This window comes from Streptomyces sp. NPDC001549, assembly GCF_042894025.1.
In the GTDB taxonomy this organism is placed as follows: domain Bacteria; phylum Actinomycetota; class Actinomycetes; order Streptomycetales; family Streptomycetaceae; genus Streptomyces; species Streptomyces kutzneri.
In genome coordinates this window covers 475,723-494,509 of the sequence record NZ_JBIAVJ010000002.1, presented here as the reverse complement: position 1 = coordinate 494,509, position 18,787 = coordinate 475,723, and the positions used below count along the sequence as shown (strand labels likewise).

11 protein-coding genes are annotated in these 18,787 nt (G+C 72.6%); 3 read left to right on the top strand and 8 right to left on the bottom strand.

The features are described 5' to 3' along the window. Positions 1-197: 197 nt before the first annotated feature. On the top strand, positions 198-5,162 hold the full coding sequence (locus ACFY04_RS05175; RefSeq protein ID WP_389114258.1) for an NAD-glutamate dehydrogenase: 4,965 nt from the start codon (positions 198-200) through the stop codon (positions 5,160-5,162). Positions 5,163-5,295: 133 nt separating this feature from the next. On the opposite strand, the gene ACFY04_RS05170 is transcribed toward ACFY04_RS05175, so the two are convergent. Further along, positions 5,296-6,345: an SDR family NAD(P)-dependent oxidoreductase gene (locus ACFY04_RS05170; protein WP_389114257.1), complete on the bottom strand. Its 1,050-nt coding sequence runs from the start codon at positions 6,343-6,345 to the stop codon at positions 5,296-5,298. Between the two features lie 54 nt (positions 6,346-6,399). Here ACFY04_RS05170 and ACFY04_RS05165 point away from each other — a divergent pair, with 54 nt between their 5' ends. Next, complete coding sequence (locus ACFY04_RS05165) at positions 6,400-6,852, top strand: MerR family transcriptional regulator (protein WP_389114256.1); 453 nt, start codon at positions 6,400-6,402, stop codon at positions 6,850-6,852. Here the strand turns inward: ACFY04_RS05165 and ACFY04_RS05160 are convergent. Both ACFY04_RS05160 and ACFY04_RS05155 read right to left on the bottom strand, forming a co-directional pair. After that, positions 6,839-7,624, bottom strand: a complete 786-nt coding sequence (locus ACFY04_RS05160) for an ABC transporter ATP-binding protein (RefSeq protein WP_373037105.1) — start codon at positions 7,622-7,624, stop codon at positions 6,839-6,841. The two genes, ACFY04_RS05165 and ACFY04_RS05160, sit on opposite strands and share 14 nt — an antisense overlap. Continuing rightward, positions 7,617-8,528, bottom strand: a complete 912-nt coding sequence (locus tag ACFY04_RS05155; protein ID WP_389114255.1) for an ABC transporter permease — start codon at positions 8,526-8,528, stop codon at positions 7,617-7,619. The genes ACFY04_RS05160 and ACFY04_RS05155 overlap by 8 nt, the downstream gene beginning before the upstream one ends. A 136-nt stretch (positions 8,529-8,664) precedes the next feature. On the opposite strand from ACFY04_RS05155, the gene ACFY04_RS05150 reads away from it, so the two are divergent. Continuing rightward, complete coding sequence (locus ACFY04_RS05150; RefSeq protein WP_389114254.1) at positions 8,665-9,324, top strand: TetR/AcrR family transcriptional regulator; 660 nt, start codon at positions 8,665-8,667, stop codon at positions 9,322-9,324. Positions 9,325-9,331: 7 nt separating this feature from the next. Here the strand turns inward: ACFY04_RS05150 and ACFY04_RS05145 are convergent, their stop codons facing one another. From ACFY04_RS05145 to ACFY04_RS05125, 5 genes are all read right to left on the bottom strand, one after another. Further along, positions 9,332-11,581 (bottom strand): CDP-glycerol glycerophosphotransferase family protein, encoded by a 2,250-nt coding sequence (locus ACFY04_RS05145; protein WP_389114253.1) that lies wholly within the window; start codon positions 11,579-11,581, stop codon positions 9,332-9,334. A 128-nt stretch (positions 11,582-11,709) separates the two neighbouring features. Continuing rightward, positions 11,710-12,657: a carbohydrate ABC transporter permease gene (locus ACFY04_RS05140; protein WP_389114252.1), complete on the bottom strand. Its 948-nt coding sequence runs from the start codon at positions 12,655-12,657 to the stop codon at positions 11,710-11,712. After that, positions 12,654-14,021, bottom strand: a complete 1,368-nt coding sequence (locus tag ACFY04_RS05135) for a carbohydrate ABC transporter permease (RefSeq protein WP_389114251.1) — start codon at positions 14,019-14,021, stop codon at positions 12,654-12,656. Before ACFY04_RS05135 ends, ACFY04_RS05140 begins: the two co-directional genes overlap by 4 nt. Positions 14,022-14,025: 4 nt before the next feature. Then, a complete protein-coding gene (locus tag ACFY04_RS05130; protein WP_389114250.1) occupies positions 14,026-15,384 on the bottom strand; it encodes an ABC transporter substrate-binding protein in 1,359 nt (452 codons plus the stop codon). Between the two features lie 94 nt (positions 15,385-15,478). After that, positions 15,479-18,388 (bottom strand): FHA domain-containing protein, encoded by a 2,910-nt coding sequence (locus tag ACFY04_RS05125; protein ID WP_389114249.1) that lies wholly within the window; start codon positions 18,386-18,388, stop codon positions 15,479-15,481. Between the last annotated feature and the right edge of the window lie 399 nt (positions 18,389-18,787).

Below are 18,787 nucleotides of genomic sequence, written 5' to 3'. Positions count from 1 at the left end.
GCGCCCGGCGCACGACCGTGCCCGGGCCTTCGCTGATCCCCGCCACCGGGACCTCCGGCCGATCATGGCTCATTCCCTCCCGGTCGGCTCTCTCGACGGCATAGCGTCGATCCCGAACGGACACCCCGCCTCGCGGTGCTATGTCATTCCTTCCTTCACCTACGTCACGCAATGGCGCGCGACAGGAGCCAGAGGACATGCAGACCAAGCTGGACGAAGCAAAGGCCGAGCTGCTCACACGGGCGGCCCGGGTAGCTGAGCACAGCCCGGCCGGGGGGCTACTTCCGACTGGGTCCGAGCGGGGAGAGCGTCCAGATCAGGACACCGTTCTCTCCTACCTCCAGCGCTACTACCTGCACACGGCGCCCGAGGACCTCGCGGACCGGGACCCGGACGATGTGTTCGGAGCCGCACTCTCGCACTACCGGCTCGCCGAGAACCGGCCGCAGGGCACCGCGAACGTGCGCGTGCACACGCCCACGGTGGAGGAGAACGGCTGGACTTCCAGCCACTCCGTCGTCGAGGTCGTCACCGACGACATGCCCTTCCTCGTGGACTCCGTGACGAACGAGCTGTCCCGCCAGGGCCGCGGCATCCACGTCGTGATCCACCCGCAGGTCGTCGTCCGCCGTGACGTCACCGGCAAGCTGATCGAGATCCTCGGTCCCGACTGCGACGCCCACGGTCCCCGCACGGCGCGCCCCCACGACTCCCTCGTCGAGTCCTGGATCCACGTCGAGATCGACCGCGAGACCGACCGCGCCGACCTCAAGCAGATCAACGCCGACCTGCTGCGCGTCCTGTCCGACGTACGGGAGTCCGTCGAGGACTGGGAGAAGATGCGCGACACCGCGCTGCGCATCGCCGAGGGCCTGCCCGAGGAGCACACCGCCCCCGACCTGCGCGAGTACGAGCTCGAAGAGGCCCGTGAGCTGCTGCGCTGGCTCGCCGACGACCACTTCACCTTCCTCGGCTACCGCGAGTACAACCTCGTCGACGGCGACTCCCTGGCCGCCGTGCCCGGCACCGGCCTCGGCATCCTGCGCTCCGACCCGCACCACAGCGGCAAGGACGACGGCCACCCGGTCTCCCCGTCCTTCAACCGGCTGCCGGCCGACGCCCGCGCCAAGGCCCGCGAGCACCGCCTGCTGGTGCTGACCAAGGCCAACAGCCGCTCCACCGTGCACCGCCCCTCGTACCTCGACTACGTGGGCGTCAAGAAGTTCGACGCCGACGGCAACGTCGTCGGCGAGCGCCGCTTCCTCGGCCTGTTCTCCTCCGCCGCGTACACCGAGTCCGTGCGCCGCGTCCCGGTCATCCGCCGCAAGGTCGTCGAGGTCCTCGACGGTGCCGGCTTCGCGCCGAGCAGCCACGACGGCCGCGACCTGCTGCAGATCCTGGAGACGTACCCGCGCGACGAGCTGTTCCAGACCCCGGTCGACCAGCTCCAGGCCATCGTCACCTCCGTCCTGTACCTCCAGGAACGCCGCCGGCTGCGGCTGTACCTGCGCCAGGACGAGTACGGCCGCTACTACTCGGCGCTCGTCTACCTGCCCCGCGACCGGTTCACCACCGGGGTGCGGCTGCGCCTGATGGACATCCTCCGCGAGGAGCTCGGCGGCATCAGCGTCGACTTCACCGCGTGGAACACCGAGTCGATCCTCTCCCGCATCCACTTCGTCGTCCGCGTCCCGCAGGGCACCGAGCTGCCCGCGCTGACCGACTCCGACGTCGAGCGCCTCGAGGGCCGTCTCGTCGAGGCCGCCCGCTCCTGGGCCGACGGCTTCCAGGAGGCGCTGATCGCCGAGTGCGGCGAGGAGCGCGCGGCCGAGCTGCTGCGCCGCTACGGCACCTCCTTCGCCGAGGGCTACAAGGCCGACCACTCGCCGCGCGCGGCCGTCGCCGACCTGGTCCACCTGGAGCGGCTCGCCGCCAGCGACCGCCAGTTCGCGCTCTCGCTCTACGAGCCCGTCGGCGCGGGCCCCGGCGAGCGCCGGTTCAAGATCTTCCGTACCGGCGACCAGGTCTCGCTCTCCGCGGTCCTGCCGGTGCTGCAGCGCCTGGGCGTCGAGGTCACCGACGAGCGCCCGTACGAGCTGCGCCGCTCCGACCGGGTCAGCGCCTGGATCTACGACTTCGGTCTGCGGATGCCCGTCTCCGGCAACGGGGACAACTACCTCGGCGACGACGCCCGCGAGCGCTTCCAGGACGCCTTCGCCGCGGTCTGGCAGGGCGACGCGGAGAACGACAACTTCAACGCCCTGGTGCTGAGTGCCGGGCTCACCTGGCGGCAGGCCGTCGTCCTGCGCGCGTACGCCAAGTACCTGCGCCAGGCCGGCTCCACCTTCAGCCAGGACTACATGGAGGACACCCTCCGCAACAACGTCCACACCACCCGACTGCTGGTCTCGCTCTTCGAGGCCCGGATGGCGCCCGTGCGCCAGACCGCCGGCAGCGAGCTCGTGGACGCCATGCTGGAGGAGCTCGACGGGGCCCTGGACCAGGTCGCCTCGCTCGACGAGGACCGCATCCTGCGGGCCTTCCTCACCCTCATCAAGGCCACGCTGCGCACGAACTTCTTCCAGCTCAACGGCGTGGGCGAGCAGCACTCGTACGTGTCGATGAAGTTCGATCCGCAGGCCATCCCGGACCTGCCGGCCCCGCGTCCGGCCTTCGAGATCTGGGTCTACTCCCCGCGCGTCGAGGGCGTCCACCTGCGCTTCGGCAAGGTCGCCCGAGGCGGCCTGCGCTGGTCCGACCGCCGCGAGGACTTCCGTACGGAGATCCTCGGCCTGGTCAAGGCGCAGATGGTCAAGAACACCGTGATCGTGCCGGTCGGCGCCAAGGGCGGCTTCGTCGCGAAGAACCTCCCCGACCCGTCGGTGGACCGCGACGCCTGGCTCGCCGAGGGCATCGCCTCGTACAAGATCTTCATCTCGGCGCTGCTCGACATCACCGACAACATGGTCGCCGGTGAGGTCCTGCCCCCGAAGGGCGTGGTCCGCCACGACGAGGACGACACCTACCTCGTCGTCGCCGCCGACAAGGGCACCGCGACCTTCTCCGACATCGCCAACGGAGTGGCCGAGTCCTACGGATTCTGGCTCGGCGACGCCTTCGCGTCGGGCGGCTCGGCCGGCTACGACCACAAGGGCATGGGCATCACCGCCCGCGGCGCGTGGGAGTCCGTCAAGCGGCACTTCCGCGAGCTGGGCCACGACACCCAGACCGAGGACTTCACCGTCGTCGGCGTCGGTGACATGTCCGGCGACGTGTTCGGCAACGGCATGCTGCTCTCCGAGCACATCCGCCTGGTCGCCGCCTTCGACCACCGGCACATCTTCATCGACCCGAACCCGGACGCGGCCACCTCCTACGCCGAGCGCCGGCGCCTGTTCGAGCTGCCGCGCTCCTCGTGGGCCGACTACGACACCTCGCTGATCTCGGCGGGCGGTGGCATCCACCCGCGTTCCGCGAAGGCCGTCCCGATCACCGCGCAGGTCCGTGAGGCCCTCGGCATCGAGGCGGGCGTCACCAAGATGACCCCCGCCGACCTGATGAAGGCGATCCTGCAGTCCCCCGTGGACCTGCTGTGGAACGGCGGCATCGGTACGTACGTCAAGGCCACCGCCGAGACGCACGCGGACGTCGGCGACAAGGCCAACGACGCCATCCGCGTCAACGGCTCCGACGTGCGGGCCAAGGTCATCGGCGAGGGCGGCAACCTGGGTCTGACCCAGCTCGGCCGGATCGAGTTCGCCCGCACCGGTGCGGGCGGCGAGGGCGGCAAGGTCAACACCGACGCCATCGACAACAGCGCGGGCGTGGACACCTCCGACCACGAGGTGAACATCAAGATCCTGCTCAACGCGGTCGTCACGGACGGCGACATGACGGTCAAGCAGCGCAACAAGCTGCTCGCCCAGATGACCGACGAGGTCGGCCACCTGGTGCTGCGCAACAACTACGCGCAGAACACCGCCCTGGCCAACGGCGCGGCCCAGGCCCCGAGCCTGCTCCACGCCCAGCAGCGCTACATGCGCCGGCTGGAGCGCGACGGGCTCCTCGACCGGGCGCTGGAGTTCCTGCCCACCGACCGGCAGATCCGCGAGCTGCTGGGCAGCGGCAGGGGCCTGACCCAGCCGGAGCTGGCCGTGCTGTTCGCCTACACCAAGATCACGGTGGCGGACGAGCTCATCGCCACCGAGCTGCCAGACGACCCGTACCTGCGCCGCCTGCTCTTCGCGTACTTCCCGGCCGCCCTGGCCGAGCGGCTCACCGAGCAGATCGACACGCACGCGCTGCGCCGGGAGATCATCACCACCATCCTGGTCAACGACACCGTCAACACCGGCGGTTCGACCTTCCTGCACCGCCTGCGCGAGGAGAGCGGGGCCTCCACGGAGGAGATCGTCCGCGCGCAGCTCGCGGCCCGCGAGATCTTCGGCCTGGCCGACGTGTGGGACGCGGTGGAGGCGCTCGACAACAAGGTCGCCGCCGACGTCCAGACCCGGGTGCGGCTGCACTCGCGGCGCCTGGTCGAGCGCGGTACCCGCTGGCTGCTGAACAACCGGCCGCAGCCGCTCCAGATCACCGAGACCATCGCCTTCTTCGAGGAGCGCGTGGGCCAGGTCTGGGCCGAGCTGCCGAAGCTGGTGCGCGGCGCCGACCTGGAGTGGTACCAGTCGATCCTGGACGAGCTGACGGGTGAGGGCGTCCCGGAGGAACTGGCCGCCAAGGTGGCCGGCTTCTCCTCCGCCTTCCCGGCGCTGGACATCGTCGCGATCGCGGACCGCACGGGTGTGGACCCGCTGGAAGTCGCCGAGGTGTACTACGACCTCGCCGACCGCCTGGCCATCACCCAGCTGATGGACCGGATCATCGAGCTGCCGCGGTCCGACCGCTGGCAGTCGATGGCCCGCGCCTCCATCCGCGAGGACCTGTTCGCGGCGCACGCGGCGCTGACCGCGGACGTGCTGTCGGTGGGCAACGGCACTTCGACTCCCGAGGAGCGCTTCAAGGCGTGGGAGGAGAAGAACACGGCCATCATCGGGCGGGCGCGGACGACTCTGGACGAGATCCAGGGGTCGGACGACTTCGACCTGGCGAACCTGTCGGTGGCGATGCGGACGATGCGGTCGCTGTTGCGCGTGCACAGCTGATCGCGGTCTCGTACGGAACGGGCCGGGCCCGGGACCTTTGTGGTCCCGGGCCCGGCCCGTTGCCGTTGCCGGTGTGCGCTGTCTGTCGGGTGCGGCGCCGTTGCCGGGGCCGCTGCCCCCGGGCCCCCGCGCCTCACACTCCCCCAGCTACCGCTGGGAGGTGCCCCCTGGCGGGGCTGGAGGTGCAGGCGGGGTTGGAGCGGTCGGCGGGGCTGGAGGTGCCGGCGGGGGTGGAGTTGGTGGCCGTTGTGGAGAGGGTCCACAGGTGTGCGGCCGCTTCGGGGTCGATGGCGTACTCCCGGACCCCGCCGTCGTCCATCGGCTCGGAGGAGGCGGCGATGCGCGCGATGTCGCAGTCCTCCAGGTAGAGGCCCCCGCGACCGCGAAGGAGTGGCGACGTGGCTGCCCAGAGGCCGGTGGCGGCGCCCTGGGAGGGGGTCTTGAAGCCGGCGCCGATCACGTTTCCGTACGCGTCCACCCATCCGCGGTCGATCTGTTCCCGGAGGGTCATCTCCCGCTGCAGGCCCGTGATGATCTTGCCCGGGTGGAGGGCGAACGCCCGGACGCCGTCACCCCGTCCGAGAGCGTCGAGGTGCACGGCGAACAGGGAGTTGGCGGTCTTGGACTGGCCGTAGGCCAGCCACTTGTCGTAGCCGGTGCGGAAGTGCGGGTCGTGCCGGCGGATGCCGGTCAGGGCGTGCCCGGCGGAGCTGTTGACGACGACGCGCGCACCGTCGGCGGCTGCCAGCAGCGGGTACAGCTCGCAGGTGAGCGTGAAGTGTCCGAAGTGGTTGGTGGCGAGCTGGCTCTCCCAGCCGGGTCCGACGCGTCGCTCGGGGGTGGCCATGACACCGGCGACGGCCATGAGCAGGTCGAGCCTGTCGACGCAGGCGCTGATCCGGGCGGCGGCGGCGCGCACGCTGTCGAGGTCGGCCAGGTCCATGGGGACCACCTCGCAGCCGGGCAGGTCCCCGAGGGCGGTGCGGGCGGTCCCGGGCCGGCGTGCCGGGACGATGACCCGGGCCCCGGCGGCGGCCAGGCTCCGTGTGGTTTCCAGACCGAGCCCGGAGTAGCCCCCGGTCACGACGGCGGTGACGCCGGACAGGTCGAGGCCCGCCATGACGTCCTCGGCGGTGCTGGTGTGGGAGAAGGGTGAGCCGAGCGGCTGCTGATCCGTGGTCATGGCGACGACGCTAGGATCTCGAGTGAGGTCTAGATCAAGTCCTAGGCTGGCCCCATGGAGACCACCGGGACCCGCACGGAGACCCTCGGCATCGGCGAGGTGGCCGAGCGGACCGGACTCGGCGTGCACGCACTGCGCTTCTACGAGCGGGAGGGCCTGCTGGTCGGGCCGGTCGCGCGCACCTCGGGCGGCCGGCGGCGATACGCCCCGGTCGATGTCGAGTGGTTGTCGATCTGCGTCAGGCTGCGCGAATCCGGGATGCCCCTCGCCGACCTCAAGCGGTTCGCGAAGCTGGTGCGGCACGGTCCGGGCAACGAGGCCGAACGCCTGCGGCTCCTCGACGTGCATCGGCAGCGCGTCGAGGAGCAGATCCGGGCGCTCCAGGAGTGCCGTTCGGTCATCGCCCGGAAGGTCGACGTCTACGCCGAGCACCTCGCCCGCGGCGCGGCCGGCGGTCTCTGGGACCCGACGTCGACGTCACGGCCGGACCGGCCTAGCGGCGGGTGAAGGCCTCGTAGGCGGCGCAGACCTCCGACGAGGGGCCGTCCATGCGGAGGACTCCGGCCTCCAGCCAGATCGCGCGGTCGCAGGTCTCGCGGACCGTGTTGATGCCGTGGCTGACGAGGAAGACGGTGCCGGCGTGCTCGCGGAGTTCCTCGATGCGGGCCTGGCTGCGGCGCTGGAAGGCGGCGTCGCCGGTGGCCAGGGCCTCGTCGATCATCAGGACGTCGTGGTCCTTGGCGGCGGCGATGGAGAACCGCAGCCGGGCGCCCATGCCGGAGGAGTACGTCCGCATGGGCAGGGAGATGAAGTCGCCCTTCTCGTTGATGCCGGAGAAGTCGACGATGTCCTGGTAGCGCTCGCGGATCTGCTGCTTGGACATGCCCATCGCGAGGCCGCCGAGGACGACGTTGCGCTCGCCCGTCAGGTCGTTCATCAGCGCGGCGTTCACGCCGAGCAGGGACGGCTGGCCGTGCGAGTAGATCCGGCCGCGGGCCACCGGCTGGAGGCCGGCGATGGCGGCCAGCAGGGTGGACTTGCCCGAACCGTTGGAGCCGATGAGACCGATGGCCTCGCCCTTGTACGCGGTGAAGGTGACGCCCTTGACGGCGTGCACCTCCTTGATGCCGGGGGACGGCTTGCGGGAGAAGACCCGGCTGAGCGCCGCGGTGGCTCCGCCCTTGCGGGCGCCGGCGCCGTGGACCTTGTAGATCACGTGGACCCCGTCGGCGATGACGGTCGGTACCCGGGTGTCGGTCTTCGTCGCGGTGTCAGCCACGTCCGTACTCCTCTTCTGCCTTCCAGAACCAGATGAAGCCGCCGACGCCGGCGAGCAGGGCCCAGCCGATGGCCAGGGGCCATGCGTGGGGCGGGAGCGAGTGCGCCTGGAAGCTGTCGATCAGCGCGAAACGCATCAGGTCGATGTAGACGGCGGCGGGGTTGAGCTTGAGCAGCATCAGCAGCCAGTGGTGCGGCAGGTGGTCCGACTTGAGCATCTGGTCGATGGACCACATGACGCCCGAGGAGTACATCCAGGTGCGCAGGACGAAGGGCATCAGCTGGCTGACGTCCGGGCTCTTGCTGCCGATGCGCGCCATGACCATCGCGCAGCCGGCGGCGAAGACGGCCGTCAGCAGCAGGGCCGGGACGGCCAGGAACCAGGACCAGGCGGGCCGCTGGCCGAAGGCCAGCAGCAGGACGACCAGGGCGCCCATGGTGACGAGCAGCTGCTGGAAGAGCTGGACGACGGTGGAGATGGGCAGGCTGACGCGCGGGAAGTGCAGGGCGCGGACCAGGCCGCGGTTGCTGTGGACGGAGCGGGTGCCGGCGTTGATGGAGCTGCCGATGAAGTCCCAGACGAAGATGCCGGTGATCAGGAAGGGCACGTAGTCGGGCACGTCGTGGCTGGCCTTCATCACGATGCCGAAGATGAAGTAGTAGACGGCCGCGTTGAGGAGCGGGGTCACCAGGTGCCAGAGCTGGCCGAGCTTGGCGGTGCTGTAGGTGGCCTGCATACGGGCGGTCGCGTACGCGGTCACGAAGTGGCGGCGGTCCCAGAGTTCCGCGATGTAGCGGGGGAGCGCGGGGCGGGCGCCGCTGAGGGTGAGGCCGTGGGCGGCGGCGAGTCGCGCGAGTTCCGCGGAGGGCGCGGACTCGGTCGTGGGTGCGGTCGCGGTGGTCACAGGGTTCGCTTTCGACGGGGTCAGTACGTCACTGCCGAGGTCGGGACGGGTCCGTATCGTCGCTACGGCGAGGTTAGGGCGTGCCGCGTCGGAACGCAACCGTATCGTCGTGACGGGGCGCGGCTATGCTCTCTGCATGACCCCGGACCCCGCCGCCACCGCTTCCGCCCCCGCCCCCGCCCGGAGAGCCCCCGCCGGGGCCGCCGTCCTGCGCGCGGACGTGACCGAGGCGATCCGCGACGCCGTGGTGGAGGAACTGGCCGCGGTCGGCTTCTCGAAGATGTCCATCGAGGGCATCGCCCGGCGGGCGGGGGTCGGCAAGACCGCGGTCTACCGGCGGTGGAAGTCGAAGCTGCACCTGGTGCTGGACCTGGTGGGGGCCTTCGCGGTGGACGGCCTGCCGGTGCCCGCGACCGGCTCCTTGTACGGGGACGTACGGGCCCTGCTGGAGGTCGTGTCACACGTGCTGCGGCACCCGGTGGCCTCCGCGGTGATCCCCGACCTGCTCGTGGAGGCGGCGCGGAACCCGGAGATCGCCGAAGCGGTGCGCGGCGCGCTGCTCGACGGGCAGCGCCGCATGGCGGAGGGGATCGTCTCGGACGCGGTCGCCCGCGGCGAACTCCCGGCGGTCATCGACCCGGCCCACGCTCTCGACCTGCTGATCGGCCCGCTCTACTGGCGCCAGGTGGTCGTCCGGGACGCGGTGACCGGCAGCCACCTCGACGTCCTGGCCCACCAGGTGGTGGCGGGCCTGAAGGCGAGCTCCGGCCCCGGGGACTCCGGCCCCGGCGCATAGGGACGGCCTACGGCCGGACGGGGGCCAGGACCGGCGCCGGCGCGGGAGCCGCGGGGGTGGGACGGCGGTCCTCCAGGGGGATGACCGCCGGGATCGGGGTCGTCTGCCCGAGGAAGACCCGGCGCACCACGCGCTCCGCCGCGTGGCCGTCGTCGTGCGAGCAGAAGCGCGCGCGGAAGGCCGCCCGCAGCTGCGCGGAACGCGAGCCCTGCCAGTGGCCCGTGCTGAAGATGTCCACCAGCTCGTCCTCGGTCCGGGCGATCGCGCCCGGCGGGCACGACCGCAGGTCGAAGTACGTGCCCCGGGCCGCCTCGTACGCCTCCCAGTCGTCCGCGTGGATCACGATCGGCCGGTCCAGCGCCGCGTAGTCGAACATCAGGGACGAGTAGTCCGTCACCAGCGCGTCCGAGGCCAGGCAGAGCTCCTCCACCGAGGGGTGGGAGGAGACGTCGATCAGGCGCGGGTGCGTGTCCGGGGAGGGCGGGACGTCCGCGTACGTGAGGTGGGTGCGGGCCAGGATCGTGAAGCGCGGGCCCAGGTCCCGCAGCACCCGTTCGAAGTCCAGGTGGTCCGGGCGGCTGCGCCGGTAGTCGCGGTGCGTGGGCGCGTACAGGACGGCCGTCGAGCCCGCCGGGATGCCGAGGCGTTCACGCAGCTCCAGCACCTCGGCCGGGCCCGCCCGGTGGAAGATGTCGTTGCGCGGGTAGCCGTACTCCAGCGTCGTGTAGGTGGACGGGACGGCCTTCTCCCACACCAGGGTGGAGTGCCGGTTCGAGGAGAGCAGGTAGTCCCACTGGTCGGCGCCGCGCAGCAGGCCCGCGAAGTCCGCCGTCGGGGTGGCCGCCGGGCGGTCCTGGAGGTCGAGGCCCACGCGCTTGAGCGGGGTGCCGTGCTGGGTCTGGACGAGGATCTGGCCCGGGCGCTTGACCAGGATGCGGTCGAAGTTGACGTTCGTGACCAGGTAGGTGGCCCTGGCCAGTGCGGTCCAGTACGCCGCCGAGCCCGGGCGCAGCGCCGTCGTCTCGCGGGGCAGGGTCGAGGCGTGCTCCGGGTCGCAGATCCACGCCGTGCGCATCTGCGGCGCGAGCTCCCGCAGGGTGGCCTCGATCGCCGCCGGGTTGCAGGCGTAGCCGCCGTGCCAGTACGCGGAGAAGACCGCGAGCTCCGGGCGCAGGGGGAGGAGGCGCTGGGTCCGGTAGTGCAGGCGCAGGGCCGTTTCGCGCAGGCCCCGCCACAGGGCCGAGGCCGCGCGGCCCAGCGCCAGTCCGGCCGAGCGCAGCGCCGACAGCAGCCGGTAGGTGCGCCGGGTGCCCAGCCGCATCAGGGTGTGCCGGACCCGGTCGGTCCGCGACAGGGACAGCGGCAGGGCGCTGCTGCCGCCGGGGACGCGGTAGCGGCGCAGCAGGGCGCAGGCCCGGGCGAAGAACTCGGCCCGGGCGGCGCGCGGGAGGCGGCGCGGGTCGGCGTACAGGGCGCAGAAGTGCTCGGCCATCCGGCGGTGCAGGGCGGGGCGCCAGCGCTCCAGCTCGGGGCGGCCGGCGAGGTAGCCGAAGACCCGGTCGTACTGGTCGAAGATGTCGAGGTGGCGGCGGCTGGTGGTGGTCAGGATCGAGCCGGTGCGCCGCTGCCGGTAGTGGACGCAGACCCGGTCCAGGACGGCGACGGATTCCGCGGCCAGCAGGGCCGGGTAGGTCCAGGGGCTGTCCTCGTAGAAGCCGGGCGGGAATGCGAGGCCCTCGCGCTCCACGTACTCGCGGCGGTAGGCCTTGTTCCAGACCACCATCAGCATGCCGAGGAGGGCTGGGCGGTCGGCGAGCCGGAAGCTGGCCGGGCCCTCCTCGGACAGCCGGTGGGAGAGGCGGTTGCGCACGAGTTCGCCCGACCAGAAGGTGCGCGCGTAGTCGTAGACCAGGACATCGGGGGAGCCGGTGGCCTTCAGGCGGTCGGTGATGGCCTGCAGGGCGCCAGGGGCGAGGGTGTCGTCGCCGTCCAGGAAGATCAGATAGTCGCCGCCCGCCCGCGCCAGGCCCGCGTTGCGGGCCGGCCCCAGGCCCAGGTTGTGCGCCAGGTGGACGGCCGTCACCCGGGGGTCACGCGCCGCGTACTCGTCGATGATCGAACCGCAGGCGTCCGGAGAGGCGTCGTCGACCGCGATCAGCTCCAGATCCGGGTACGACTGCGTCAGGACCGAGTCCAGACTCTCCTGGAGGTAGGCCTGGACCTTGTACGCGGGCACGATGACGCTGAACCGGGGCACGGCACATCCAGGGGTCGGCGCGGGCATATGGCCCAGGAACCCCCGGCGTGGCGATCGGGTTACGCGGTGTGTGGCATTCGGATTACGCAGCGTCAACGGGGCACGTCACGTGCCGTGCGGAGGGGACGCTACTTGATCGCCCCGGCCGTCACCCCCGAGACGAACTGCCGCTGGAAGGCGAAGAAGACGACGAGCGGGACCGCCATCGACAGGAACGCGCCGGGCGCGAGCACGTCGATGTTGTTCCCGAACTGCCGTACCTGCTGCTGGAGCGCGACCGTGACCGGCGGGCTGGCCGAGTCCGCGAACACCAGCGCCACCAGCATGTCGTTCCACACCCACAGGAACTCGAAGATGGCGAGCGAGGCGATCGCCGGCCCGCCGAGCGGCAGCACCACCTGTGCGAACAGCCGCAGTTCACCCGCCCCGTCGAGACGGGCCGCCTCCAGCAGCTCGCGCGGGATCTCCGCGAAGAAGTTGCACAGCAGGAACACGGCGAAGGGCAGCCCGAAGGCGGTGTGGAAGAGGACCACGCCCGCCGTGGTCTCGAACAGCCCGATGGAGCCGAAGAGTTCGGAGACCGGGATCAGGGCCACCTGCACGGGGACCACGAGCAGCCCGACGACGAGGAGGAACAGCCAGTCCCGGCCGGGGAACTCCAGCCAGGCGAAGGCGTATCCGGCGAGGGAGCCCAGGCCCACGACCAGCAGGGTGGCCGGTACGGCGATCGCGAACGTGTTGAGGAGGGAGCCGGTGATGGTGTCGTTCGCCAGCAGCCGCTCGTAGTTGTCGGCCGTCAGCCGCGAGGGCGCCGTGAGCACCTGCCACCAGCCGCCGCTGTTGAGGTCGGTGGGGGAGACGAACGAGGAGAGCAGCAGCCCGAGCGTGGGCAGCAGCCAGAAGAGCGCCGCCACGACCAGGAAGACGCGCAGGGTGCCTGCGGCGAACTTGGCGGAGACGAGGGTGGCGTACGAGGGCTTGGCGCGCGGCGGCTCGGAACGCGGCGGCCGGGCGCGCGAGGGCCCCGCGGTCGCCGGCTCCGCCGCCGGGTCCGGCGTCACGTCGGAACGGCTCATCGGGACCCCTCCCTGCGCAGCCGACGGATGTTCACGAGCATCACCGGGATCACCAGCACCAGCAGCAGCACGGCGATGGCGCTGCCCAGCCCCGGGTCGGCGTCCGTGCCGAAGGAGGTCCGGTACAGCTGGAGCGCGAGCACGTTCGCGTCGTCCTGGACCGCACCCGGCGCGATCACGAAGACCAGGTCGAAGATCTTCATGACGTTGATGACGAGGGTGACGAGCACGACCGCCAGGACGGGCGCGAGCAGCGGGACGGTGATCCGCCGGAACACCTGCCACTCGTTCGCCCCGTCCACGCGCGCCGCCTCCAGCAGCTCACGCGGTACGGCGGCCAGCCCGGCCCCGATCAGCACCATCGCGAAACCGGCCCACATCCATACGTACGCCCCGATGACCGCCGGGGTGACGAGCGCCGGGCCGAGCCACTGCACCCCCGCGTACGCCTCCCGGAAATTGGCCGCGGGCAGCCGCAGCAGGGCCCCGTCGGCCTTCGCGGACAGGGTGAAGGTGCCGTCGGCGGCGGCCGTCGCCGTATCGACCACCCGGCCGTCCTTGACCGCCTCGATCCGCATCCCGGCGAAGCCCTGCTCGGTCGGGTCGACCACGTTCGCAGCCCCGCCCCCGCCCCGGGTGAAGTCCTGCCAGACGGTGCCGGTGACCTTCCCCGGCACGGCGTTGGACCTGCCGGCGGTACGGGTCCCGTCCGGCAGTGCCTCCGGGGCCACGCCGACCAGCGGGAGCAGCACCGGGGTACCCGCGCGGACGGGGTCGCGGGTGATGAAGGCGCCCCCGCCGGCGTCCGCGAGCGGCGAGTCCCGGCCCGGGCGGGCCTTGGGGAAGGCCGAGGACTCCGCGAAGGTGTCGTGGACCCCGACCCAGACCGCGTTGGCGACCCCGCGGTCGGGATCGTGGTCGTAGACGAGCCGGAAGATGATGCCCGCGGCCAGCATCGAGATCGCCATCGGCATGAAGACCAGCAGCTTGAACGCCGTCCCCCAGCGCACCCGTTCGGTGAGTACCGCGAAGATCAGGCCGAGGGCGGTGGCCGTGGCGGGGGCGAACACCACCCAGAGCGCCGTGTTCTTCAGGGCGGTGCGGATCGTGTCGTCGCTCAGGATCTCCCGGTAGTTGTCACCGCCGACGAAGGTGTCGCCGGAACGGTCGAAGAAGCTGCGGTAGAGGGAGTAGCCGATCGGGTGCACGACGAGCGCACCGAGCAGCACGAGCGCCGGGAGGAGGAACGCCGCCGCGATCAGCCGGCGGCGCCGGGCCTCCGCGGAGACGACGCCCTTGGCGGCGGGGGCGGCGGCGGGGGCGGGGGCGGGGGTAGGGGCAGGCGCAGCGGCAGGGGCCGGCACGGGATCAGTTCCCGTAGGCCTTGGCCGCGTCCGCCTCCAGTTTCGCCTGGGTGCCCGCCACGTCCGACGGGTTCGCCAGGAAGTCCTGGAGCGCCTTCCACTCACCCGCGCCCGGGGTCCCGCCGAAGGCCGCCGGGGCCTGGTCCGACATGTCGAAGCGGAAGTCGTCACCCGAGGCGATCAGCGCCTTGGCGATGTCCCGCTGGATGGCGTTCGGATAGGCACTCGGGTTCACCGCCCGGTTCGGGGAGACGAAGCCGCCCTGACGGGCGTGGATCTCCGCCGCGTCCGCCGAGGCCAGGAAGGTCAGCAGCGCCTGCGCCCCCTTCGACGGCTTCAGGGCGACCGCCACGTCACCGCCCGAGACCACCGGAGCCTTCTCACCGACCGCCGGGAAGGGGAAGACGAGGGCGTCCTCGCCCACCTTCGCCTCCGTCTGCGCGATGTTCACCGCCACGAAGTCGCCCTCGAAGACCATCGCGGCCGCCGGCCGGTCGCCGCCGGTGAAGGTCTGCGTCACCGACTTCGGGAACTCGGTGGCCAGCGCCCCGCTCACCCCGCCCGCCAGGAAGTCCTTGCGGCCGAACAGTTCGCCGAGCGTGGTCAGCGCCTGCTTGACGCTGTCGTCCGTCCACTTGATCTGGTGTTTGGCCAGCTGGTCGTACTTCTCCGGCCCGGCCTGGGAGAGGTAGATGTTCTCGAACCAGTCGGTGAGGGTCCAGCCGTCCGCACCCGCCACCGAGACGGCCGGGGTGCCCGAGGCGGACAGCGTGTCGGCCGCGGTGATCAGTTCCTTCCAGGTCTTCGGGGGCTTGACCCCCGCCGCCTCGAAGGCCTTCGCGTTGTACCAGATCAGCGACTTGTTGGCGGCCTTGTAGTACACGCCGTACTGGGTGTCCCCGACGGCGCCGAGCGTCCGCCAGCCCTTCGAGTAGTTCGCGTTGAGCTGGGCGGCTGCCTCCGGGCCCAGCGGCTGCACCCACTTGTTCTCCACCGCCGCCTTCAGCGCCCCGACCTGTGGGAGCAGCGCCACGTCCGGCGGCGCACCGCCCGCGATCTTCGCGCCGAGGAAGGTGACGATCGGGTCCTGGGCCGGAACGAAGGTGACGGAGGCACCCGTCCGCTTCTCGAACTCCTTCAGGACCTTGGTGAAGTTCTCCTGCTCCGGGCCCGTCCAGACCGCGGCGACCTCCAGCTTCTCGCCGGGCAGCTTCGGTAACTGCACCCGCGGTGCGGCCGTGCTGCCCTCGGGACCTTGCGGTTCCTCCGTCCCGCCGTCCCCGCATGCGGAGAGCGTGAGGGCGGCCGCCGCGGCGAGCGCCGTCCAGGTGAGTGTCGTGCGGCTCGTTCCGTGCCTTCGCATGGCTCTGCCCCCGATGCCCGTGATGTGTCCTGGACCACAAGGTCTACGCCGAGCCGTGCGCCCCCGCAATAGCGCCTCGCGGGGGAAGGGGGTGTCAGGGCGCGGGCGGGAACAGCACGGGTATCGCCGAGACCAGGTGTGAGGCCCGGTCCAGGGCGCTGGCCAGCAGTGCGAGGTCGGTGGGCCCGTTGCCCAGCTCACGTACCGGGCGGCGGGCCGGCGGATCACCCATCCGCTCCCACTCCACCGGGACCACGGTCGGCCGCTGGGTCGCCGTCCGGGGGATCCGGCCGGTGACCCGGCCCGCCTGGAAGGGGACCGTCCGGCCGTCGCCGAAGCGGAGCAGTCCGCGCCCCGGGCCCGGCTGGTCGGGTGCGTCGAGCTCCACGCGCAGGGTGGTCAGCCGGGCCAGCCCGGTGTCCGCCGTACGGTCCGGGCGGGCGCTGGTGGCCACCAGGTGCACGCCGAGCCGGGCGCCCTCGCGGGCCACCGCCTCCAGCGCCCGGACCACCGAGCCCGCGGCGGGGCGGCCCGTACTGCCCAGCCCCGGCGCGACCAGCGCGTCGAAGTCGTCCACGAGCACCACCAGACGGGGCAGCGGGCTGGGCCCGGCCGGATCGGTACGGGTGGCCGCGGCCCGCAGCCGCAGCGTGCCGGTGCGCTGGGGATCGAGGTCGCCGCGCTGCTCGCCCGGGGTGGGCCGGCGCGGCGAGACCATCCGGTCGGAGACCTCGCGCTGCGCGTGCCACTCGGCGAAGGACAGCTCCTCCAGCAGTTCGGAGCGGCGCTTGAGCTCCGCACCCAGGGCCTGCGCGAACTCCCGCATGCGCAGCGGATCGGAGGCGACCAGGTGGGCGCAGACGTGCGGGAGTTCGGTGCAGGGCAGCAGCCCGTCGCCGCGCTCGCCGCCGGCCCCGTCGAGGAGGAGCAGGCCGAGCCGGTCGGGCCGGGCGGCCGCGGACAGCGACGCGGCCACCGAGCGAAGCAGCTCGGTCCGCCCGCTCCCGGCGGGCCCCTCGATGAGCAGGTGCGGGCCGTCGTGGACGAGCTCGGTGCCGACGGGCCCGCGGCGGCCGCTGCCCAGCACGATCTCGGCGAGGCCGCCCATGCCCTGCCCCTGGTCGGTGGCGGCGGCCCAACGGGCCATCAGGGAGGCCGGGGTGGCCCGGGCCAGCCCCAGCTCGTCCAGCAGCCGCGCGGTGGCGGGCAGGGCGGCCGCGGTCGGCCGGTAGGGCTCGGCGGAGCCGCCCTCGGCGGTGCGCAGCGGGGCCAGGGCCCGGGCGAAGCGCTCGGCCCAGGCGGCGGAGACGGCGTCGGCGGTGGCGGTGCCCCCGGACGGGACCGGCCTGCCACCGCTGATCGTGAAGGTGCGTACGGCCGTGGCCACATCGCCGCTGAGCAGGGCGACCGCGCCGCAGTCCCGGAAGGCGGGGGAGCTCGCGCAGGCGGCCTCGTACGTCTCGGTGACCGGTGAGGCGGGGGTGGCGGCCGGGGCCTCGGCGAGCACCAGCACGTGGATCCCGGCGGCCGGGCCGTGCGAGGCGAGCCGGCCGGTGATGTCGCGCAGCGGGCCGGCTCCGGGATCGCCGTCGAGGACGACGAGCGTGTACGGGCCTTCGTACGCGTCGGCGGCCTGCCGGACCTGCCCGGGATCGGCGGCGGCCCAGTGCGTGCCGAGCGGACCCTCGTCGAGGCGCCGGGTCAGCTCACCCGTGCGGGCGGCGGCCTGGTCGCGGTCGTACGCGAGCAGCAGCCGGCAGTCCTGGCCGTGCGCGGGGCGTACGTGGGGCAGCCAGCCGAGCCAGCCCCAGTCGCGCCGCCGGTCGGCGAGGCCGCGCGCCCGGTCGGCGGAGATGAGCACGATCTCCAGCTGCCCCGGCGCGTGCAGTGCCGCGAGCTGTGCGACCACCCAGCGGGCGGCCCCGGCCAGCCGGGTCCGCGGGCCGGCGAGCCCGAGGGCGCCGACGGCGGGCAGGGGCACCCGGCTCCCGGCGCCGAGCCCCACGTCCAGGACGGCGGCGTGGCCGGACGTACGGGACCACAGGCGCTCGGTGGGGCCCATCGCGGCCAGCAGCACCGCGGCGGGATCGTCGGGGTCGGGCGGGGCGGCCACCGGTTCCTGCGGGGCCCCGGCGGGCTCCTCGCCGCGCACCCACTTGCGGGCCCAGGCGCCGAGGCCCTTCCGCCGCCCGGGGCCGGGGCTCGGCGGTGCGCCCTCCGGCCCGGCTTCGCGGGAAGCAGCGGGGGCGCCGGGGACGTCGGGGACGTCGGGGGCCTCGGGTGCGTCCGGCGCCGGCCCGGGTGCGGCCGGATCCGCCCCGGGGAGCGGGCCGGGAAGCGGGCCGTGGGCGACGGGCCGGGCGGAGACCGAGAGGTGCCCCTGGAGGTCCGGGGTCACCGGCAGCGCGGGAGCGCCCGCGGGGGCCAGCCGCAGGGTGGACTCGCCGACCCGCAGCAGCGCCCCCGGGGGCAGGGCGACGGGCTGCGCCCCCACCGGGGCGCCGTCCAGCGTGGTGCCGTTCGTCGAGTTCAGGTCGGCCACCGCGACCCGCCCGTCGGGGATGACCGTCACCGCGCAGTGCAGCCGGGAGACGTCGGGGTCGTCGAGCGGGACGTCGGCGTCGGAGGAGCGGCCCACCCGGATCTGCCCGCTGTGCAGCAGGTGCACCCCGCCCGCGTCGGGTCCGGCGACGACGTGCAGCTGGGCCGCGCCGAGGCCGTCCTCCGGCAGGACGTCCGGCACGGGCCCGTGCAGCGCCAGTACCGCGCCGTCCACGAGCGGCGGTTCGCCGAGCACCCGCCGCTGGAGGTCGAGGCGCTCGGAGCCGGCGTACAGCACGACCGTGCCCCCGGTGTCGGGCCCGCCGACGGTCGCCGCGAGCCCGGAGGCGACCGCGGCCAGCGCGGTGCCGACGGGTGCGGTGACGAGCACGTCACAGCTCGCGGGGGCGGTCGCGGTCTGGTGGCCGCTGCGCGACCCAAGGACGGTCAGCCGGATCTGCATCGCCGTCAGCGGTCCCTTCTGCGCGGTGCGCGGTGTATGCGCCCGGCAGGGGAATCCCGTGACATGACCGTCCGGTCGCCCCCCACCCGGCACGGACGCGTCGTCCGGTCAGGTCTGCCCGGAAGGCGGGGCTCCCGTCCCGTGCCGTCCGTACATGTGCATCCTCGCACCTGTCACGGACAACACGCCCGGCACCCGGCAACAAATGATCTTGATGTGCCGGGACCCGGACCGGCCCCCGGTCGGATCCGGCCACCAAGGCGGTGAAAGACGGGGAAAATCGCCTCCGGCATACCCCGCAAACATCACCCTCCGTACATATGTGCGGCAACCAACCTCCGCGGACCGGCGTCTTCCCGGGGGACACCCCCTAGAGTGGGCCGGAAAACCAATCAGCGG